The sequence below is a fragment of the Citrobacter cronae genome (genome assembly GCF_016893685.1).
Lineage (GTDB): Bacteria > Pseudomonadota > Gammaproteobacteria > Enterobacterales > Enterobacteriaceae > Citrobacter > Citrobacter werkmanii.
The window spans coordinates 2575942-2596816 of sequence record NZ_CP069763.1; the positions used below are offsets into that span (position 1 = coordinate 2575942).

The window sequence follows — 20875 nt, forward strand, 5'->3', positions numbered from 1 at the left end:
GACATAACGCGTGCGATTATTTGCTCAATTAAGCTGGTACTTCCGCCGGGAGTGGCGTCGCTACCTTGGAGCAGTGGCTCTGCTTATTATCATCGCTATCCTTCAGCTTATTCCGCCGAAAGTGGTCGGGATCATTGTGGATGGCGTAACAGCGCAACGCTTCACCACCGAGAGGCTGCTGATGTGGGTTGGCACAATCGCCCTGATTGCGGTGGTCGTGTACTTGCTGCGCTATGTCTGGCGCGTACTGCTGTTTGGCGCATCCTACCAACTGGCGGTTGAGCTGCGGGAAGATTATTACCGTCAATTGAGTCGCCAGCACCCCGAGTTCTATCTGCGCCACCGTACGGGTGATCTAATGGCGCGCGCCACTAACGATGTCGATCGGGTGGTGTTTGCCGCTGGCGAAGGCGTGCTGACGCTGGTGGATTCGCTGGTGATGGGGTGTGCGGTACTGATCGTGATGTCTACGCAGATAAGCTGGCAACTGACGCTTATTGCGTTACTGCCGATGCCGGTGATGGCGTTAATGATCAAACGTTACGGTGATCGACTCCATCACCGTTTTAAGCTGGCGCAGGCGGCGTTCTCCAGTCTTAACGATCGTACTCAGGAGAGCCTGACCAGCATTCGCATGATCAAGGCTTTTGGCCTGGAGGATCGGCAGTCGGCGTTATTTGCCGCAGATGCTGAAGACACCGGTAAGAAAAACCTGCGGGTGGCGCGTATTGACGCCCGTTTTGACCCAACGATTTATATCGCCATTGGGATGGCTAACCTGCTGGCGATTGCCGGAGGAAGCTGGATGGTGGTGCACGGTTCGCTGACGCTCGGCCAGCTCACCAGCTTTATGATGTATCTCGGTCTGATGATTTGGCCGATGCTGGCGCTGGCATGGATGTTTAACATTGTCGAACGCGGCAGCGCCGCCTACAGCCGTATTCGCGCCATGCTGGCTGAAGCGCCGGTGGTGGATGACGGTACTGAACCGGTGCCGGAAGGACGCGGCGAGCTGGCGGTGGCGATTCGCGAATTTCGCTACCCATTGACGGCTCAGCCAGCGCTGGAAAACGTGAATTTCCAGCTCAGACCCGGACAGATGCTGGGCATCTGCGGCCCGACCGGCGCGGGGAAAAGTACGGTGCTGTCGCTGATCCAGCGTCATTTCGATATCAGCCAAGGGGATATACGTTTTCATGATATCCCGTTATCGCGCTTACAACTTGATAGCTGGCGCAGCCGGCTGGCGGTGGTTAGCCAGACGCCGTTCCTGTTTTCAGATACCGTCGCCAATAACATCGCGTTAGGACGCCCGCAGGCCACGCAGGAAGAGATCGAACATGTGGCGCGTCTCGCCAGCGTTCATGAGGATATTTTACGTCTTCCGCAAGGCTATGATACTGAAGTGGGCGAGCGCGGCGTGATGCTGTCCGGCGGGCAAAAACAGCGAATCTCTATTGCCCGTGCTTTGCTGTTGAATGCTGAAATTCTGATCCTGGATGATGCGCTGTCGGCAGTAGACGGCCGTACCGAGCATCAGATCCTGCATAACCTGCGCCAGTGGGGCGAAGGCAGAACTGTGATTATCAGCGCTCACCGTTTATCGGCCCTGACGGAAGCCAGCGAGATTATTGTGATGCAGCATGGGCATATTGCTCAGCGTGGTGAGCATGACGTGTTGGTGCAGCAGCCAGGCTGGTATCGCGATATGTTTCGCTATCAGCAACTGGAAGCGGCGCTGTCCGACGCGCCAGAGATAAACGGGGAGGCGGCTAATGCGTAGTTTTGGGCAATTATGGCCGACCCTGAAAAGGCTGCTGAAGTACGGTTCGCCATGGCGAAAACCGCTGGCGATTGCGGTAGTCATGCTGTGGGTGGCGGCGGCGGCGGAAGTCAGCGGCCCGCTGCTAATTAGCTATTTTATCGATAACATGGTGGCGAAAAACAACCTGCCGCTGGCGATGGTCGCCGGGCTGGTTGCGGCGTATGTGGGATTACAGCTGCTGGCGGCGGGTCTGCATTACGCGCAGTCACTGTTATTTAATCAGGCGGCGGTTGGCGTGGTGCAACAGTTGCGCACCGATGTCATGGACGCAGCGCTTCGTCAGCCGCTCAGCGCCTTTGATACACAGCCCGTCGGGCAGCTTATCTCCCGAGTGACGAATGACACAGAAGTGATTCGTGACCTGTATGTGACGGTAGTGGCAACGGTTCTGCGCAGTGCGGCCTTGATCGGCGCGATGCTGGTGGCGATGTTTAGCCTGGAGTGGCGTATGGCGCTGGTCGCGATGGTCATTTTCCCGGCGGTGCTGGTGGTGATGGTGATTTATCAACGCTACAGCACACCGATTGTGCGCCGGGTTCGCGCTTATCTGGCGGATATTAACGATGGCTTTAACGAAGTCATCAACGGCATGAGTGTTATCCAGCAGTTCCGTCAGCAGGCGCGATTTGGCGAGAGAATGGGCGAGGCCAGCCGTTCGCACTATATGGCGCGGATGCAGACCCTGCGACTGGATGGCTTTTTGCTGCGTCCGCTGCTTAGCCTTTTCTCGGCGCTGATCCTCTGCGGTTTATTGATGCTGTTCAGCTTTACCTCTGGCAGTTCGATCGAGGTGGGGGTGTTGTATGCGTTTATTAGCTATCTCGGGCGGTTGAACGAGCCGCTTATCGAGCTGACGACCCAGCAGTCAATGCTGCAGCAGGCGGTTGTCGCCGGTGAACGTGTGTTCGAATTGATGGATGGGCCACGTCAACGCTATGGTGACGATGACCAGCCGCTAAAGAGTGGGGATATCGAGGTAGATAACGTTTCATTTGCTTATCGTGACGACAATCTGGTGCTGCAAAACATCAGTCTGTCCGTGCCTTCGCGTAGCTTTGTGGCCCTGGTCGGGCACACCGGCAGCGGCAAAAGTACGTTGGCAAGTCTGCTGATGGGATACTACCCGCTGACGCAGGGGGAAATCCGCCTTGATGGGAGACCGCTGTCTTCGCTGAGCCACGGGGTATTGCGTCAGGGCATCGCGATGGTGCAGCAGGATCCGGTGGTGATGGCGGATACCTTCCTGGCAAACGTCACGCTGGGCCGCGATATCTCAGAAGCGCGGGTATGGCAGGCGCTGGAAACCGTGCAACTGGCGGAACTGGCGCGCGGTCTGAGCGAGGGGATTCATACCCGGCTGGGCGAGCAGGGCAATAATCTCTCCGTTGGGCAGAAACAGTTGCTGGCGCTGGCGCGGGTGCTGGTTGAAACGCCGCAGGTACTGATCCTCGATGAAGCCACGGCCAGTATTGACTCCGGCACGGAACAGGCGATTCAGCAAGCGCTGGCGGCGGTGCGTGAACACACCACGCTGGTGGTGATTGCGCATCGCTTATCGACGATTGTCGATGCGGACACCATTCTGGTACTGCACCGTGGACAGGCGGTTGAACGTGGTACGCACCAGCAATTACTGGCGGCGCAAGGCCGTTACTGGCAGATGTATCAACTGCAGCTGGCGGGCGAAGAGCTGGCGGCCAGTACGCAAGAGGATTCCATTATTGCCTGATAGCTGAGACCAACCCGGTTTCGTAGGCCGGACGGCAATCAACAATCTGGTGCAAAAATGTAACGCACTATGCACCGTTATAGTGCGTTTTTTCTTTTTCTCCCCCCACTCCCCTCGGCTGGCCCGAATCATCCTGCTTTTTCATTCCTGGCACATCCCTTGCAGTATTCATCTGGTGTATCTGCAGCCACTACTGAATTCTGACTGGAGGGGATCTATGAAGCTGGTTACCGTGGTAATCAAACCGTTCAAACTGGAAGACGTCCGCGAAGCCTTGTCGTCTATTGGTATTCAGGGGCTGACCGTCACCGAAGTGAAGGGGTTTGGCCGACAGAAAGGTCATGCCGAGCTTTACCGTGGGGCTGAATATAGCGTCAATTTTTTGCCCAAGGTGAAGATTGATGTGGCGATTGCCGATGACCAACTGGATGAAGTGATCGATGTCATCAGCAAGGCGGCCTACACCGGAAAAATTGGCGACGGCAAAATCTTTGTCGCCGAGCTGCAACGCGTGATTCGTATTCGTACCGGCGAAACTGACGAAGCCGCACTGTAACGTCTGACACACAGTGATAGGAAACCAAAAAATGAAGATAGCAACGATGAAAACAGGTATTGCTTCACTGGCGCTGTTGCCGGGACTGGCGATGGCGGCACCGGCGGTCGCGGATAAAGCGGATAACGCTTTTATGATGATCTGTACCGCGCTGGTGCTGTTTATGACCATTCCTGGCATTGCGCTGTTTTACGGCGGTTTGATTCGCGGTAAGAACGTGTTGTCGATGCTGACTCAGGTGACGGTGACATTTGCCCTGGTGTGTATTTTATGGGTGGTTTACGGCTATTCACTGGCCTTTGGCGAAGGGAATAATTTCTTCGGCAACTTCAACTGGGTATTACTGAAGAACATTGCGCTGACGGCGGTCACGGGGAGCTTCTACCAGTATATTCACGTTGCTTTTCAGGGCTCTTTCGCCTGTATCACCGTTGGGCTTATCGTTGGGGCGCTGGCTGAGCGTATTCGCTTCTCGGCGGTACTGATTTTTGTGGTCGTGTGGTTAACGCTGTCTTACATCCCAATAGCCCACATGGTCTGGGGCGGCGGTTTGCTGGCTTCTCATGGCGCACTGGATTTTGCCGGCGGGACAGTTGTACATATCAACGCGGCGATAGCCGGTCTGGTGGGGGCTTATCTGATTGGCAAACGCGTCGGTTTTGGTAAAGAAGCCTTTAAGCCGCATAACCTGCCGATGGTCTTCACTGGCACCGCCATTCTCTACATTGGCTGGTTTGGCTTTAATGCCGGTTCTGCGGGCACGGCGAATGAAATCGCTGCGCTGGCCTTCGTCAATACCGTGGTCGCCACCGCTGCCGCCATCCTCGGGTGGATCTTCGGGGAATGGGCGTTGCGCGGGAAGCCCTCTCTGCTGGGAGCCTGTTCTGGGGCCGTTGCGGGTCTGGTTGGCGTAACGCCTGCATGTGGTTATATCGGTGTCGGCGGCGCGTTGATTATTGGCGTGGCAGCCGGTCTGGCGGGCCTGTGGGGAGTGACGATGCTGAAGCGTTTTCTGCGCGTGGACGATCCGTGTGACGTGTTTGGTGTTCACGGCGTGTGCGGCATTGTCGGCTGTATCCTGACCGGGGTTTTTGCCGCCAGCTCGCTGGGTGGCGTGGGGTTTGCCGAGGGCGTGACCATGGGGCATCAGTTACTGGTGCAACTGGAAAGCGTGGCAATCACCATCGTCTGGTCCGGCGTGGTGGCCTTCATTGGTTATAAGCTGGCGGATATGACAGTTGGTCTGCGCGTACCAGAAGAGCAGGAACGCGAAGGTCTGGATGTGAACAGTCACGGCGAGAACGCTTACAACGCCTGATTTCTCAATATGCCGGATGGCGCTAACGTTTATCCGGCCTACAACGATGTAGCCTGTAGGCCGGATAAGACATCAATTACGATTACGCATGACCCCTTCCTGTACGGTAGAAGCGACCAGCACGCCATCCTGCGTATAAAATTCCCCGCGCACAAAGCCCCGGGCACCGGAGGCGGAAGTACTTTCAACGTTATACAGCAGCCATTCATTGATATTGAACGGACGATGGAACCACATTGAGTGGTCAATGGTGGCGATCTGAATCCCTTTTTCCAGGAAACCAATTCCGTACGGTTGCAGCGCGACGGGCAGGAAGTTCAGGTCAGAGGCATAACCCAGCAGATACTGATGGACGCGCAGATCGTCTTGCAGTTCACCGTTGGCGCGGATCCATACCTGACGGGTCGGAGGTGCGACATGACCTTTTAAGGGGTTATGAAACTCCACCGGGCGCACTTCCAACGGACGATCGTTGATGAACTTTTCTTTCAATAACGGTGGCAGAAGATGCGCCACTGAGCGGGCAATTTCTGTTTCTGATTTCAGCTCATCGGGACCCGGCGCATACGGCATGGTTTTCTGATGTTCAAACCCGTCTTCTGGTGCCTGAAAGGAGGCGGTCATGTAAAAAATGGGTTTACCATTCTGGATTGCGGCAACGCGGCGCGCACTGAAGCTGTTACCATCACGCAGGACTTCTACATCATAAATGATGGGTTTTTGGCTATCGCCGGGGCGTAAAAAGTAGCTGTGAAAGGAGTGCACCAGACGTTCTTCCGGAACGGTTTCTTTCGCGGCATACAGCGCCTGACCGACAACCTGTCCGCCAAAAACCTGACGTAACCCTAAGTCTTCACTTTGGCCGCGAAAGAGCCCTTCTTCAATTTTTTCCAGATTTAACAGTGTCAGCAAATTTTTGAGTGCCAGACTCATAGGAGCTCTCCAGGTGATATCGATGTCGCGCGAGTTAGGCAGAGTATAACGCAATTTTAAAAGTGGTCCGATGGGTGCAATTGTCTGAATTACTGGCCTATTACAGGCAAAAACAGCTGTCTTGTGCCACACTTAATCACTTTATGTTTTTGTTAACCACTCTTCTGGCGAGGAAAGTTCTCGCTGGTGCATAGATGATAAGGAGAATTTAATGAAACTCGTGCACATGGTAAGTGGTTTAGCGGTTGCAGTCGCTCTGGCGGCCTGCGCCGATAAAAGTGCAGATATTCAGACACCTGCGCCAAGCCCTAATACGTCAATTTCTGACACACAGTCTAAAATTCAACAGCCGAATGTATCTGGTACAGTATGGATCCGCCAGAAAGTGGCCTTGCCACCGGATGCTGTGCTGACCGTTACGCTGTCGGATGCGTCGCTGGCCGATGCGCCATCAAAAGTGTTGTCGCAAAAAGCGGTGCGTACTGAAGGCAAGCAAGCGCCATTCAGCTTTGTATTACCGTTTAACCCGGCAGATATTCAGCCCAATGCGCGTATTCTGCTGAGTGCGGCAATTACGGTGAATGGCAAACTGGTCTTCATTACCGATACCGTTCAGACGGTTATCAATCAGGGCGGGACGAAAGCCGACCTGACGTTGGTTCCCGTGCAGCAGACCGCAGTTCCGCTTAATGCTGGCGGCGGCGCAACCACCACGGTGCCTTCGACTTCACCAACCCAGGTGACTCCGTCTTCAGCCGTTCCTGCTCCCACGCAGTACTAAAGCAGTCGTAACCCTCTCCATGAGGAGAGGGTTAGTACACCCAGCGATAGCGCTGTAAATCGATTTGCCCGCTGCCGGAAACGACAATCCCTTCTGCCAGCAACGCCTGACGTTGTCGTTGCAGATCGGGGCCCGTCAATGAAATAGCGCCGTGGCGATTGACGACCCGGTGCCAGGGCAGGGAACTACCCTCGGGGAGACGCTTAAGTACGCCGCCCACCTGGCGCGCAGCGCGCGGCGATCCGGCAAGTCTGGCGACATCGCCATAGGTGGTGACGAATCCTTCGGGAATTGACGCGACGATTTGCCAGACGCGTTGGGGGAAAGTGTCTTGTATATCCATCATTTATTCCTGCGCTAATCCTTCAGCATAATCCTGAATGGCGAGTGAGTGAAGCCGCATTGCGCAAGAAAACAGCATCCGATGCTGGATGGGTTGCATTTACAGGGTACACCAGTGATAATGCGCCTGCGCGTTGGTTAACAACGCTCTCAATGGGGGCTCTGTTGGTTCTCCCGCAACACTACTCTGTTTACCAGGTCAGGTCCGGAAGGAAGCAGCCAAGGCAGATGACGTGTGTGCCGGGATGTAGCTGGCAGGGCCCCCACCCAATTCTGCCGTCCGGCAATTTCCTTCTGCTTATCTTCTTTTTCTTTGTCACTGTATTGTCATTTTATTGTCATCAAATGCTGTCAATGTGTTTCGGGGATGTTGTTTGACGCTTTTACCGTCGCCGATCACAAGGACTTTTTACAATGTCGACTGCTGTACTGAATGTCAAAATTGATGAAGCGCTGAAAGAAAAACTTCGTCATTACGCCGAAGTGCATAATGAAAATCTAAGTGTCGCGACGGAAAAGCTGCTGCTGATCGCCTTTTCCGCCGTTGAAGAGGCGGGAGTCTCCGCTGAGGATATCGACAGCCAGCATACGGAAGAATCCGTCGTTGATGCACTGACTCCTAAAGAAATCAAAGCATTGCGCAGATTACTGAAGAAGAAAAAATGAAACAACAATCGTTCTCAACCGCCTGTAATTACAGCGAAGCCTGTGAATTGCTGCGATCTGGCTATGTGAAACATGTTCGCCTGAGCTGGAATGTCGGCAGCGATGAGTTCTTCCGTATTGCTTCCGACTGGTGTGATGCCGGGGCAAAAATTAAGAAGGACGGTGAGAATTTTGTGATTTCCCTGAAAGGTTTTCCGGTTCCTCCGCAGTTGTAATTGTGCCGGGACGTTGTTGTCCGTCACAACATACAAAAGCGGGTCCTTTGGCCCGTCGCTTAAATTATTTTGCGCATTTTCCCGCTGCTGGCCTGCAAACGCAGGTTATCCCAAATGGGTTGCAACACCCTGAAGGCGGCGCGTGCTGTATCATCCGGCAATGTGAAGGGCATGCGCAAAAAACGATCGAATGCGCCATCGAGGCCGAAGCGCGTACCGGTTCCTAACTGAATTCCCGCGCTTTCGGCGCGCGCAGCAAAGAGCGTCGCCAGCGTATCGGGCAGTTCGACCCAGAAAGAGAGTCCTCCTTGTGGTTGGGTAAACTGCCATTCCGGGAAATGTGTATGCATCAGGCTGGAGCACAGGTCGCGCTGCGATGCCAGCAAGCGTCTTCTGTCAGGCAGAAAGCGCCCGGCGTTATCCAACAACCAACGGGTGGCGAGTTGTTCAAGTACCGGAGAGCCCAAATCGAAAGTGTCGCGGGTTTGTACCAGGGCGGCAATTGTTCGTGACGAAGCCCGAATCCAACCCAAACGTAATCCTCCCCAAAAGCTTTTCCCTGCCGAACCCAGTAAAATGATTGGGGCATCGCGATTGAACGCGGCAAGCGGCGGTGGTGGCGGGGCGTCGTACCACAGGTTCACCATCGTCTCATCGACGACCAACGTCGTACGTGTTCTTTCGGCAATATCCGCCACGACCTGGCGGGTTGCGGCGTCCATACAACGCCCGGTCGGGTTGTGGAAGTCCGGCATCAGGTAGGCCATTCTGGGCGCCGTTTGCGCAATAGTGGCGACCAGACCCGCCGTATCCCAACCCTGCCCGGGTAGCGACACGCCAACGGGTCGACAGGATGCGCCCTGAATAGCGGCAATCGCCAGTGGATACGTGGGGTGATCAACGACGACGCGATCGCCAGGACATGTCAGCAAACGCAGGATGAGCGCCAGACCGCTGACCGCGCCATTCACCACCATTATTTCATCGGGCTGCGTTGGGAGTCCGCGCTCGCAATAATGCCGGGCGATGGATTCACGCAAAGCTGGCAGCCCCTGCGGCAGATACCCGGAACTCAGCAGATGCTGCGGCATCGCGAACAACGCTTGCTGATAAGCCTGATGAATTTCGGGACCGGCACTGAGCGCTGCCGTGGACAAATCAAGCGCTGTGCCAGTGCTGGTTCTCGTTGGCACATGGCGAATATGTTCCGGCAGAATAACCCGCGAACCGCTCCCATGACGGCTCTCCAGATAGCCTTCTTCACGCAGTTGCGCCATCGCGCTGGCGACGGTGGTTCGGCTCACTTCCAGAACGGCAGCGAGTTCACGCTCGCCGGGCAAACGGCTATCCAGCGCCAGCCGACCATCGAGAATCAATAGACGTAGCGCTTCTGCCAGCTGTCGCCAGAGGGGCGTTCGCGAGGGGCTTTCCTGCCAGTGGCCGAGCAGGCGCTGCAAAGACTGACTTCCATAACGGCGAGATGACATAGCAGTCCACTTTTTGAAAACTGGACGTTAATCATAGTGCCAATTGCGGGGAAGATGAAAGCTATCTGAGAGTGAGAGGGGAAAAAGCATGCTGCGTCGTTTACTTCAGCTGTATATCGGTCTGGTGCTGTACGGTGTGTCGACGGCCATGTTTGTTCGCGCCGATTTAGGGGCCGATCCGTGGAACGTGTTTCATCTGGGGGTGGCCAATTTACTGTCGATGAATATCGGCGTGGTGATTATTGTCGTAGGCGTGTTGGTGCTGCTGGCGTGGATACCGCTACGCCAGCGTCCCGGATTTGGCACCCTGAGCAATGTTATTATGATTGGGCTGGCGGCAGATGCCGCGCTGGTGGTGATTCCGGGATTCGAATCCCTGCCGGCGCGCAGCGTCCTGCTGGTGACCGCGGTGATCCTGAATGCATTAGCCACCAGCTTATACATTGGCGCTGGTTTTGGCGCGGGTCCACGGGACGGCCTGATGACCGGTATTCACGCACGTACCGGCTGGCCAGTACGACGCATTCGCACCGCAATTGAAGTGTCAGTGTTGCTTATTGGTTGGCTGCTGGGGGGAACCGTGGGGGTTGGCACGGTATTGTATGCGCTGGCTATTGGGCCGTTAATTCAGATTTGCCTGCCGTGGTTTCGCCACCAGCCACAGTCGCGTATCCGAGTCAGGAGTGAACCTGGGGCACGATCGCCTGCTGGCGACTAAACTTAACCTCGACTGACGCGGCCAGAATCGGCTTGCCGCGCAGTACACTTCGGAGGTTTTTCTCATGAAGTATGTTGATGGTTTTGTCGTTGCCGTACCCGCTGACAACAAGGAGGCGTACATTGCGATGGCGGCGAAAGCAGCTCCGCTTTTCAAGGAGTTCGGTGCATTACGCGTGGTGGAGTGCTGGGCAGATGATGTCCCTGAAGGCAAATTAACTGATTTTCGCATGGCAGTGAAAGCGCAGGATCATGAAGAGGTGGTATTCAGTTGGATTGAATACCCTTCCAAAGAGGTCCGGGATGCGGCGAATCAGAAGATGATGTCCGATCCCCGTATGAAGGAATTCGGTGAGTCTATGCCATTTGATGGCAAACGAATGATCTACGGCGGATTTGCGCCCATTATGGACGAGTGATGTGACTGGCTGTGCGGCGTGCCGCCAGCCATCTCAACATCAACAGCCATGTCACAGCCGTTTTTCAGCCCACAGAATAAATTCCGCTTTTGGCAGTGCTTTACTGTAAAGCCAGCCCTGACCGTACTGCACGCCATGTTGGCGTAGCCAGGCTGCCTGATTTTCAGTTTCGATACCTTCTGCCACCATTTCCAGCTTCAGCGTCTTGGCTATCTCAATGATATGCGGCGTCACGTTGTTGTACTCCAGGGCATCAACAAAGGATTTATCGATCTTCAGGATGTCCACATCCAGATCCTGTAAATAGCTCAGGCTGGAATAGCCGGTTCCAAAATCATCGATGTATATTGAATGTCCCGCCTGACGATATTTAGCAATAAACGGCGCGCTGTTTTTCGGATCGGCAAACTCGCGTTCGGTCAGTTCCAGCGCGATTTGCGCTGGCTTAAGCTGCCAGTGCTTTACCTTCTGGCCTAACAGCGCGGGAAGCGTTTCAGAAGCCAGATCGGCTGACTCAAGGTTTATGGAGATATGCTGATCCGGGTGTTGACGCAGCCATTTTCCTAAATCGTCAAATACGCTTTCAATTATCAAACGCGTGAGGGGTTTTGTCAGTCCGGTCTCCTGCGCCATCGCGACAAAAATTTCAGGCGACAGATAGCTCCCATCGGCCTGCTGCCAACGGGCCAGTGCTTCTGCCCCGACCACTTTTCCCGTTGTGAGCGAGATAATGGGCTGGTAATGGACCTTGATATCCCGATGCTGGATAGCATCCTGCAACTGGTGATGGGGGGACTGTAAGCGACGCAAAATGCGCAGAATAAAGGCGGCGGTAAGCAGGCCGATGATAATCCCGGCCGGGAGCCAGATCAGGGCTTGTCGGTGCCAGGTTTTTTGTAATGGTAGGGTAGATGCCCAGGTGACGATCGTGATGCCCAGTTCAGGAAAGGGGCGGGCATTAAAAATATTGCTATCTTTCTGAAAATGAGTGATCGAATGTTCTTGTTTTACATGCTGCAAAACGTCCGATGGCAGCGCGGCGCTACTGGCAACCACCACGTTGCGCGCGGTGCCAATGATAGTGACTTCGATTGGCCATGAGCCAAACGGGATGACATCAATAAAGGAACCCGGATCGACCATCACGACATAATGCTCGCTACCTAAAGCTGCCATAAAACGCTTGATGCCCAAATCATTTTGCGTAGTAAGCCATGCGCGATATCCATCCGGCGTGACTTTCATTGCTGGTGGAAATGCGGCAGCCTGGCTGTTTTTTTCCAGAGATGAACATTGCGGAACATTGTCTTTGAGATACAGCACTTCCTGAATATAGCGATAGCTATATGACAAGCGACGCATTTCCAGCAGATGCTCATCACTACAAGGCACTCCCTGAAAGGACTCTATGTGGCGTAATGCTTTCCTGGCCTGCTCGCCGACGCGTTCTGTGCGCAATGCGACTCGTGTTGAGAACATATCGAGTTCATCAATAAACTTTGTTTCGACCTGACGATGTGCCAGCCACAAGCTTAAACCTACGGGGGCGAGGATAGAAAGAAACAGCACCCCTGTCACCAGGCTTATCAGATGTCGTGTTGTCACAATGATATCCTTATTAACACAGCGTAAGGAAAGTATATCCGAAAGCCGAAAAAGCTATTCGATTGGCATCATATATTTAGGGCCACTTATCACCCCGTTTGTTTGCACGTCGCGTAAATCAGGTTGTGATTTAAATAAGAGTGGTGTACTTTGATTATTATGTTATAACGTAACAATTTGAGGTTGCCATGAAACCGGATATCCATCCTTTTTATCGTACCGTGGTGTTTCACGATACCAGTGCCAATGAATACTTTAAGGTCGGTTCGACCATCAAAACCGAACGTGAGATTGAGTTCGAGGGGAAAACGTACCCGTATGTGACCCTTGATATCTCTTCTAAGTCACATCCGTATTACACCGGAAAACAAAAGACCTTTGACAACGAAGGTAGCGCAGCCCGCTTCCAGAAACGTTTTGGTCATTTTATTGGCGCTAAGCGAGGTTAAAATGCAGGTACTCAATTCGCTTCGCAGCGCAAAACAGCGGCACCCTGACTGCCAGATAGTGAAACGCAAAGGGCGTTTGTATGTTATCTGTAAAACAAATCCGCGATTTAAAGCGGTACAGGGCCGTAAAAAAAGACGTTAATTTCTTTGCCGGCATTCAGGGACTAAAGTGCGTTTCCTTTACAGGGACGCACTTTTTTATGTCAGAGGCGAAATTACTGGCTGGCCTGCGGGCGGGTGAGCGTAAACACATCGTAGAACGAGAGTTCGCCTTTACGTGAAATCATCTTTTGCAGTTGTGTTTTATGCTCGCTATCAACGGAAGGGGAGTGCAAAATAGAGTCGATGAGTGAGGAGGGAACAAAACGCGTGTTGTACCATTCACCGTTATAACAAACTCTGAAATCCAGGACGTCGATGTCTTCATAGCGATAACGCGGCGCCACGTCGAAAAAGAAAAAGCCGTTAAGTATGACAAACAGTACTACCAGCAGCCATACCGAATCGACCAGCGTTTCTGACTGTAGCATTACCGCCAGCGTGGCAAACCATGCCACATACATACCGATAAACAGCCCCGGATGTTTGCGAATAAAACTGATGCTAAAGCGCGGTTTGTTGTCGCGCTTCTCGCGAATATTTAAGTCATCGATTGTTTCGGTAAGCAGGCGCTGTATTTCTGTCATCTCTTGCCTTCGTGATATCTGCAAAATTCAGGAGCGATCGCCCTATTTTAAAAGGGGATACCTGCTGAAGGTAGTAACAGATTAACCGCAATTTAGCATAACAGTTACATTTTAGATCACAGCGTTTTGATGATCCTCGCGGGATTACCGCCGACTACGCTGTTTGCCGGAACGCTTTTCGTCACCACCGCGCCAGAGGCTACAACGACATTATCACCGAGCGTGACGCCGGGATTGATCACTGCGCGGCCACCTATCCAGACATTGTTGCCGATAGTCACGGGCTTTCCGAACTCCAGGCCACTGTTGCGTTCGGTCGCATCCAGAGGGTGTGTCGCGGTATAGATATGGACGCCGGGTGCCAGCATGCAGTTGTCGCCAATATGGATTGGACAGACATCAAGCATGACGCAGTCGAAGTTGGCGTAAAATTCTTTACCGAGATAGATGTTATAACCGTAATCACAACGGAAAGAGGGTTCAATATATGCACCTTCGCTTTGACCCAGCAGATCATGCAGGATGGCCTGACGCTCACTTTTTGCCTCTGGCGAGGTGAGATTGTAGCGGTGAGTCAACTGACGAGCGCGTAGTCGGTCGTTGCGCAACGTTTCATCTGCCGGGCGATAGCGTTCGCCGGCGATCATTTTTTGCTTTTCTTTACTCATTACGAATTCCCTGTGTCCTGATGATCATTTCAGCACAGTAAAACGCAATGCAAGCAAAGGGAACGTTCCCGTTGGTTCGCTGTGATCGTAATCACGTGATTTGAATTAAATAACCATTGTAAATACGAAAATGGTCAGTCAGACAAACAAATGTCCCGCTATACCTGACTTAACCTCGAGAGCAATTAGCGAATGAATTTCCAAACGGAAGTTGGAATCTTGTCGTAGAGCTTATTCATGGTCAATTCAGCAAGACGGTGATCCGCTGCTGAGTAAAATACAGCCAGTTCGTTGTCGGACAATTCATATTTATTTTTTTCAATAACGCGCTCAAGCGTGTCAATTGTCTGGCAGCGTCGCAGGCGCATCAAATAATCTGTTTTAGTTAATGGTTTATCAGACATAACTCTTACCTATGATTGTAATAATTTTTAACAAGACAAACTAACAGGATTAGCCCTGGTGGCATTGACAAAACAGCGAAACAGTCGATTACCTGATTTCCGCCATTTCTGCAGATCCTGCGTATTAATACCATAACTGCTGAACAACATAAAAGTGTCATCCAGGTATTCATCTATCTGCGCAATCAGCTTATTGTCCTCATTGTACTTAATTTTATAATTAAGTGCGAAGGTTGCAATATGCTCTATCAGTTCATTGAGCTGCAAGCTGGTTGCAGAGGTAGGGTCGTTAACCCAGCCATGGTTACTTTGTTCAAGGTTTGCAAGACAGTCATGATACAGAGTTTCGCAGAGAAATTTAAGCTGCGCGATATCATGTCTTTTGGGTGAGTATTCATCCATAACGCATCCCCTTCTTCGTGGCTTAAACTAACCGAACACCTTCGGGATGGATACAACAAACTACCTGGAACTTGCCCGCGACTCCTGATGATTTAACTATAATCTAGTCTAAAAAAGATTTCATCGTCATATCACGAAAAATTACAATTATGCAAAATTATGACGTGGCGTCATTTTTACATTTTAACAGATAAGTACAGTTATTTGAAATCGGACAATTTCTTTATTCTTCGGGCAATCATCGGGTTATCTTCATTAGCTATCGCAGCGACAGGCAACAACCGCCAGGACGGCGCGATAACCAGGAATAATCTTAATATTTATTAAGGTAAATAAGAACTCTCAACACTTTTTAAGAATAGCCTTTAAGGCTACAGGGATTATATCGCTTATTTAAGCCGGAGAAAATAAACCGAATTTCAATAAGTGGATTTTATGATTTTTCCAGAAAAAAGGCCGCTTGCGCGGCCTTATCTTTAGAAAGGTATCAATGATGATCGACTGAGTGGCTATGCTCAATATCTTCATTTTTGCGGCTAAAGCGGCGGCGTACCACCACAAAGAACACCGGAACAAAGAAGATAGCCAACACGGTTGCCGTCACCATCCCGCCCATTACGCCAGTACCAACGGCGTTCTGCGCGCCGGAACCTGCGCCGGAGCTGATTACCAGCGGCATTACGCCCAGAATAAAGGCCAGTGACGTCATGAGGATCGGACGTAAACGCATGCGGACCGCGTCCAGCGTCGCCTCTATCAGACCTTTGCCTTCTTTATCCATCAGATCTTTGGCGAATTCGACGATAAGTATCGCGTTCTTCGCCGACAACCCAATGGTTGTGAGCAGGCCTACCTGGAAGTATACGTCGTTGGTCAGACCGCGGAATGTCGCCGCCAGCAATGCGCCGATAACCCCCAACGGTACTACCAGCATAACGGAGAATGGAATTGACCAGCTCTCGTACAATGCCGCCAGACACAGGAAGACGACGATCAGTGAAATGGCATACAGGGCAGGGGCCTGGTTACCGGACAGTCGTTCCTGGTAGGACATACCCGTCCAGTCATAACCGATACCGGATGGCAGTTTGCTGGCCAGTTGCTCCATCATCGCCATCGCTTCACCGGTACTTTTACCCGGTGCGGCCTGGCCTAAGATCTCCATGGAAGGCAGACCGTTATAGCGTTCCAGACGCGGTGAACCGTATTCCCAGCGTGAGGTAGAGAAGGCGGAGAATGGGACCATCTGTCCATCGCTGCCGCGCACGTACCAGTTGCCAATATCTTCCGGCAACATACGGTACTTCGCTTCAGACATGACGTAAACTTTCTTCACACGACCACGGTCGATGAAGTCATTCACGTAGCTTCCGCCCCATGCGGCACCCAGCGTTGTATTAATATCACTAATGGAAACACCCAGCGCCTGCGCTTTTTCCTGATCGATATCGATCTTGAACTGCGGCGTATCTTCCAGACCGTTAGGACGTACGCCGACTAACAGATCAGGATGTTTCGCAACTTCACCAAACAGTTGGTTACGCGCCTGGGTCAGTTTTTCATGGCCCAAACCAGCCTGGTCAATCAACTGGAAGTCAAAACCAGTAGCGGTACCTAACTCCACAATCGCTGGCAGGTTGAAGGCAAAGACCATTGCATCTTTAATCTGCGAGAATGCGCCCATCGCACGCTCGGTAATCGCCTCAACTTTATTCTCTTTACCTGGACGTTCGCTCCAGTCTTTCAGTGAGACGAACGCGATACCGGTGTTCTGACCACGCCCTGCAAAACCGAAGCCGTTAACGGCAAATACCGATTCAACGTTCGCTTTTTCTTTCGTCAGATAGTAATCCGTCATTTCATCCAGCACCTTCTGGGTACGCTCTTGCGTTGCACCCGCTGGCAGCTGAGCCATTGACAGGAATACCCCCTGGTCTTCATCTGGCAGGAACGAACTTGGCAGACGAACGAACAGATAAGCCATGCCCACGACGATGATCAGATACAGCGCCAGATAACGACCGGTGCTGCGCAGAATACCGCCCACGCTGTCGGTGTAATGATGCGTGCTCTTATCGAACATGCGGTTAAACCAGCCGAAGAAGCCTTTTTTACCTTCTCCGTGATCGCCTTTAGCAATCGGTTTGAGCATGGTCGCACACAGGGCAGGGGTCAGAATCAATGCCACCAGTACTGACAACGCCATCGCGGAAACAATGGTGATGGAGAACTGACGGTAAATTGCACCGGTAGAACCCCCGAAGAATGCCATCGGGATAAATACCGCTGACAGCACCATTGCGATACCCACCAGCGCGCCCTGAATCTGGCCCATTGATTTACGTGTTGCTTCCTTCGGCGGTAGTCCTTCTTCCGCCATAACACGTTCAACGTTCTCGACCACCACGATGGCGTCATCCACCAACAGGCCGATGGCGAGCACCATCCCGAACATCGTCAGGGTGTTTATCGAGAAGCCGAAAATCGCAAGGACGGCAAACGTACCCAACAGCACCACCGGCACAGCGATAGTCGGAATCAACGTCGCGCGGAAGTTCTGCAGGAACAGATACATGACCAGGAACACGAGGATGATTGCTTCCGCCAGCGTTTTCACCACTTCGTGAATAGAGATTTTCACGAACGGCGTGGTGTCATACGGGTAAACGATCTTCAGACCTGACGGGAAGAACGGTTCCATCTTCTTCAGTTCATCGCGGATAGCGTTTGCCGTGTCCAGGGCGTTAGCGCCTGTCGCCAGCTTGATACCCAGACCGGATGCTGGTTTACCGTTGAACTTCGCAATGATGTCGTAGTTCTCGCCGCCCAGCTCCACTTTCGCCACGTCACGTAAACGAACCTGGGAACCATCCTGATTCACTTTCAGCAGAATTTTGCTGAACTCATCGGCGGAGGTCAGACGGGTCTGCGCGATGATCGACGCGTTAAGCTGCTGGCCTTTCACCGGCGGCGTACCACCTAACTGACCGGCTGCAACCTGGGCGTTTTGCGCTTTGATTGCGTTGATGACATCAACCGGCGTCAGCTGGAAATTGTTCAGTTTGTTCGGATCCATCCAGATACGCATTGCGTACTGCGAACCGAACAGCTGAACATCGCCCACGCCTGAAGTACGGCTAATGGCGTCCTTCATGTTGGCGCCAACGTAGTCGGAAATATCCTCCTGCGTCATGGTGCCATTGGTGTTGATAACACCGACGACCATCAGGAAGCTGCTGGATGACTTCTCAACGCTAACCCCTTGCTGCTGTACTTCCTGCGGCAGTAACGGCATAGCCAGCTGCAGTTTGTTCTGCACCTGTACCTGCGCGATGTCCGCATCAGTACCAGACTGGAAGGTTAGGGTGATCTGCACGGTACCCGTGGAGTCACTGTTTGAGGACATGTACATCAGGTTATCGATACCGTTCATATTCTGTTCGATAACCTGCGTAACAGTATCCTGTACTGTTTTGGCATCAGCGCCAGGGTAGGTCGCGGAGATCGTCACTGCTGGCGGTGCAATAGTCGGATATTGCGCTACCGGCAATTTGAGGATCGCGAGCCCCCCTGCCAACATGATGATAATGGCGATCACCCACGCAAATATTGGGCGATCGATAAAGAAATTAGGCATGTCTTAACGGCTCCTGTTTAAGTTAAGACTTGGACTGTTCAGGCTGGCTACCGCTTGCGGCTTGCTGGTTGTTATCCGCGGTAATCTCCTGGGCTTTTACCTGCGCGCCAGGACGTACTTTTTGCAACCCAGTGACAATCACGCGGTCGCCCGGCTTAAGTCCATCAGTGACTAACCATTTATCGCCAATCGCTTGTGCGGCGACAATTTGACGCATTTCAACTTTGTTATCTGCACCGATAACCAAGGCACTGGCATCGCCACGCGGTGTGCGGGTAACGCCTTGCTGCGGAACCAGTAATGCAGTTGGGTTAGTCCCTTCTTCCAGGCGAGCACGGACGAACATTCCCGGTAGTAAGGTGTGATCCGGGTTAGGGAAGATGGCGCGTAACGTAATCGAACCGGTGGTTTGATCTACCGTAACATCGGAAAATTCCAGCGTACCGGCCTGCGGGAACTTGATGCCGTCATTGGTCACCAGCTCGACTTTCGCTTTACCGTTCTCTTGCTTCAGCGTGCCGTTGGCCAACTCTTGTTTCAGGCGCAGGAAGTCGTTACTTGACTGCGTCACGTCTACATAGATAGGGTCCAATTGCTGAACGGTAGCCAGTGCGGTCGCCTGACCGTTTTGCACCAGAGCGCCTTCCGTAACGGATGACTTACCAATGCGGCCGCTGATCGGCGACGTCACTTTGGTATAGGCCAGATTGATGCGTGCAGTTTCTACTGCGGCTTTCGCGGCGACAACGGCGGCGTTCGCCTGCTGTGCGTCTGCCAGCGCGCTATCGTAATCCTGTTGACTGATGTACTTAGTACCCAACAGTTTCTGATAACGTTTGACCGTCAGTTGAGCGATATTTGCTGCGGCTTGTGCTTTGGCCAGATCGCCTTTTGCGCTCTCATAAGCGGCCTGGTAAGTCGCAGGATCAATCTGATAGAGAGATACACCCGCTTCGATGTCACCACCTTCCGTGAAATTACGCTTCAGGATAATACCGCTAACCTGAGGACGAACTTCAGCAATGCGATACGCACTGGTGCGACCCGGGAGTTCGGTTGTTATCTGTAGAGGTTCAGTTTTGAGCGTAACAACTCCAACCTCTGGCATCTGCTGGCCCCCTTGTTGGGCCTGTTTGTCGTCACATCCTGTTAGCGCTAAGCTGCCTGAGAGCATCAGAACGACTGCCAGAGGCGTTAACCCTCTGTTTTTGTTCATATGTAAACCTCGAGTGTCCGATTTCAAATTGATCAATGGCTTAAAGCCCATAAACCCATTGCTGCGTTTATATTATCGTCGTGCTATGGTACATACATTCACAAATGTATGTAAATCTAACGCCTGTAAATTCACTGACCTATGGCACGAAAAACCAAACAACAAGCACAGGAAACACGACAGCACATTCTCGATGTTGCTCTGCGTTTGTTTTCGCAACAAGGGGTATCATCCACCTCGCTTGCGGAGATCGCAAAAGCCGCTGGTGTCACGCGCGGCGCAATCTATTGGCATTTCAAAAACAAATCGGATTTATTCAGTGAAATTTGGGAGCTAGCAAAACCTAACATTGATGAGTTAGAGACTGAGTATCAAGCAAAATTCCCCGACGATCCACTATCAGTATTAAGAGAAATTTTAATTTACGTTCTTGAAGCTACCGTGACAGAAGAACGCCGACGTTTGTTGTTGGAAATTATATTCCACAAATGCGAATTTGTCGGGGAAATGGCCTCTGTTCAGCTCGCTCAACGCAGTCTGTGTATTGAGAATTACGACCGTATCGAACAAACATTGCGGCAGTGCATGAATGCCAACATGCTGCCGGAAAATCTGAACACGCGTCGCGTGGCGGTGCTGTTGCGTAGCTATGTTACGGGAATTATAGAGAACTGGTTATTTGCCCCTGAATCTTTTGATCTGAAAAAAGACGCGCGTGAATACGTCGCAGTACTGCTGGAGATGTGTCTTCTCTGCCCAAGCCTGCGGGTTAACGTGGCGAAATCCTGCTAACTTTTGCGGTCTGAACCAGGAATTATCC

Annotated in this window: 21 protein-coding genes, 1 other RNA gene and 1 pseudogene; 13 read left to right on the top strand and 10 right to left on the bottom strand. The window is 52.4% G+C overall.

Annotated features, from left to right (window positions below):
- Positions 1–10: 10 nt before the first annotated feature.
- From JSN25_RS10875 to amtB, 4 genes are all read left to right on the top strand, one after another.
- The gene (locus JSN25_RS10875; RefSeq protein WP_121528686.1) at positions 11–1783 is read left to right on the top strand and encodes a SmdA family multidrug ABC transporter permease/ATP-binding protein; all 1773 of its coding nucleotides are present in this window, start codon (positions 11–13) and stop codon (positions 1781–1783) included.
- A complete protein-coding gene (locus tag JSN25_RS10880) occupies positions 1776–3554 on the top strand; it encodes a SmdB family multidrug efflux ABC transporter permease/ATP-binding protein (RefSeq protein WP_038638298.1) in 1779 nt (592 codons plus the stop codon). The genes JSN25_RS10875 and JSN25_RS10880 overlap by 8 nt, the downstream gene beginning before the upstream one ends.
- 217 nt (positions 3555–3771) lie before the next feature.
- On the top strand, positions 3772–4110 hold the full coding sequence (gene glnK / locus JSN25_RS10885; protein ID WP_006685697.1) for a P-II family nitrogen regulator: 339 nt from the start codon (positions 3772–3774) through the stop codon (positions 4108–4110).
- Between the two features lie 31 nt (positions 4111–4141).
- Positions 4142–5428, top strand: coding sequence for an ammonium transporter AmtB (gene amtB / locus JSN25_RS10890; protein ID WP_085047630.1), 1287 nt, complete (start codon positions 4142–4144; stop codon positions 5426–5428).
- Between the two features lie 72 nt (positions 5429–5500).
- On the opposite strand, the gene tesB is transcribed toward amtB, so the two are convergent.
- Positions 5501–6361, bottom strand: a complete 861-nt coding sequence (gene tesB, locus JSN25_RS10895; protein ID WP_204524929.1) for an acyl-CoA thioesterase II — start codon at positions 6359–6361, stop codon at positions 5501–5503.
- A 211-nt stretch (positions 6362–6572) separates the two neighbouring features.
- On the opposite strand from tesB, the gene JSN25_RS10900 reads away from it, so the two are divergent.
- Entirely contained in the window at positions 6573–7142 is a 570-nt protein-coding gene (locus tag JSN25_RS10900; protein WP_038638307.1) for a YbaY family lipoprotein, read from the top strand.
- 31 nt (positions 7143–7173) lie between these two features.
- Here JSN25_RS10900 and JSN25_RS10905 read toward each other — a convergent pair.
- A pseudogene (locus JSN25_RS10905) lies at positions 7174–7563 on the bottom strand (MGMT family protein).
- An 84-nt stretch (positions 7564–7647) separates the two neighbouring features.
- Between JSN25_RS10905 and ffs the strand changes: the two are divergent.
- The 3 genes from ffs to JSN25_RS10920 all read left to right on the top strand — a co-directional run bounded on the left by ffs (position 7648) and on the right by JSN25_RS10920 (position 8365).
- Positions 7648–7744: signal recognition particle sRNA small type (ffs, locus tag JSN25_RS10910), an RNA gene on the top strand.
- 154 nt (positions 7745–7898) lie between these two features.
- Complete coding sequence (locus JSN25_RS10915) at positions 7899–8150, top strand: hypothetical protein (protein WP_038638313.1); 252 nt, start codon at positions 7899–7901, stop codon at positions 8148–8150.
- On the top strand, positions 8147–8365 hold the full coding sequence (locus JSN25_RS10920; protein ID WP_038638314.1) for a hypothetical protein: 219 nt from the start codon (positions 8147–8149) through the stop codon (positions 8363–8365). Before JSN25_RS10915 ends, JSN25_RS10920 begins: the two co-directional genes overlap by 4 nt.
- A 59-nt stretch (positions 8366–8424) precedes the next feature.
- Here the strand turns inward: JSN25_RS10920 and yczR are convergent, their stop codons facing one another.
- Positions 8425–9852: a MocR-like transcription factor YczR gene (yczR, locus tag JSN25_RS10925; protein ID WP_204524930.1), complete on the bottom strand. Its 1428-nt coding sequence runs from the start codon at positions 9850–9852 to the stop codon at positions 8425–8427.
- An 88-nt stretch (positions 9853–9940) separates the two neighbouring features.
- Here yczR and yczE point away from each other — a divergent pair, with 88 nt between their 5' ends.
- Both yczE and JSN25_RS10935 read left to right on the top strand, forming a co-directional pair.
- Positions 9941–10570, top strand: a complete 630-nt coding sequence (gene yczE / locus JSN25_RS10930; RefSeq protein WP_204524931.1) for a membrane protein YczE — start codon at positions 9941–9943, stop codon at positions 10568–10570.
- A gap of 64 nt (positions 10571–10634) precedes the next feature.
- On the top strand, positions 10635–10988 hold the full coding sequence (locus JSN25_RS10935) for a DUF1428 domain-containing protein (RefSeq protein ID WP_204524932.1): 354 nt from the start codon (positions 10635–10637) through the stop codon (positions 10986–10988).
- Between the two features lie 51 nt (positions 10989–11039).
- On the opposite strand, the gene JSN25_RS10940 is transcribed toward JSN25_RS10935, so the two are convergent.
- Positions 11040–12593 carry an EAL domain-containing protein gene (locus tag JSN25_RS10940; protein WP_085047627.1) on the bottom strand — a complete coding sequence of 518 codons (1554 nt, stop codon included), beginning with the start codon at positions 12591–12593 and terminating at the stop codon, positions 11040–11042.
- Positions 12594–12781: 188 nt separating this feature from the next.
- Here JSN25_RS10940 and JSN25_RS10945 point away from each other — a divergent pair, with 188 nt between their 5' ends.
- Positions 12782–13042, top strand: a complete 261-nt coding sequence (locus JSN25_RS10945; RefSeq protein WP_038638331.1) for a type B 50S ribosomal protein L31 — start codon at positions 12782–12784, stop codon at positions 13040–13042.
- Between the two features lies 1 nt (position 13043).
- Positions 13044–13184, top strand: coding sequence for a type B 50S ribosomal protein L36 (ykgO, locus tag JSN25_RS10950; RefSeq protein WP_005125190.1), 141 nt, complete (start codon positions 13044–13046; stop codon positions 13182–13184).
- Positions 13185–13257: 73 nt separating this feature from the next.
- On the opposite strand, the gene JSN25_RS10955 is transcribed toward ykgO, so the two are convergent.
- The 6 genes from JSN25_RS10955 to acrA all read right to left on the bottom strand — a co-directional run bounded on the left by JSN25_RS10955 (position 13258) and on the right by acrA (position 20055).
- A complete protein-coding gene (locus tag JSN25_RS10955; RefSeq protein WP_069323967.1) occupies positions 13258–13728 on the bottom strand; it encodes a YlaC family protein in 471 nt (156 codons plus the stop codon).
- A 116-nt stretch (positions 13729–13844) separates the two neighbouring features.
- Positions 13845–14396 carry a maltose O-acetyltransferase gene (gene maa, locus JSN25_RS10960; protein WP_085047626.1) on the bottom strand — a complete coding sequence of 184 codons (552 nt, stop codon included), beginning with the start codon at positions 14394–14396 and terminating at the stop codon, positions 13845–13847.
- 185 nt (positions 14397–14581) lie between these two features.
- A complete protein-coding gene (locus JSN25_RS10965; protein ID WP_002892050.1) occupies positions 14582–14800 on the bottom strand; it encodes an HHA domain-containing protein in 219 nt (72 codons plus the stop codon).
- A gap of 27 nt (positions 14801–14827) precedes the next feature.
- Positions 14828–15202, bottom strand: a complete 375-nt coding sequence (tomB, locus tag JSN25_RS10970) for an Hha toxicity modulator TomB (RefSeq protein WP_003021733.1) — start codon at positions 15200–15202, stop codon at positions 14828–14830.
- Positions 15203–15689: 487 nt separating this feature from the next.
- Positions 15690–18839: an efflux RND transporter permease AcrB gene (gene acrB / locus JSN25_RS10975; protein ID WP_038638345.1), complete on the bottom strand. Its 3150-nt coding sequence runs from the start codon at positions 18837–18839 to the stop codon at positions 15690–15692.
- 22 nt (positions 18840–18861) lie between these two features.
- Positions 18862–20055 (bottom strand): multidrug efflux RND transporter periplasmic adaptor subunit AcrA, encoded by a 1194-nt coding sequence (gene acrA / locus JSN25_RS10980; RefSeq protein WP_038638348.1) that lies wholly within the window; start codon positions 20053–20055, stop codon positions 18862–18864.
- 141 nt (positions 20056–20196) lie between these two features.
- Between acrA and acrR the strand changes: the two genes are divergently transcribed.
- Positions 20197–20847, top strand: coding sequence for a multidrug efflux transporter transcriptional repressor AcrR (acrR, locus tag JSN25_RS10985; protein ID WP_069323969.1), 651 nt, complete (start codon positions 20197–20199; stop codon positions 20845–20847).
- Positions 20848–20875: the final 28 nt, after the last annotated feature.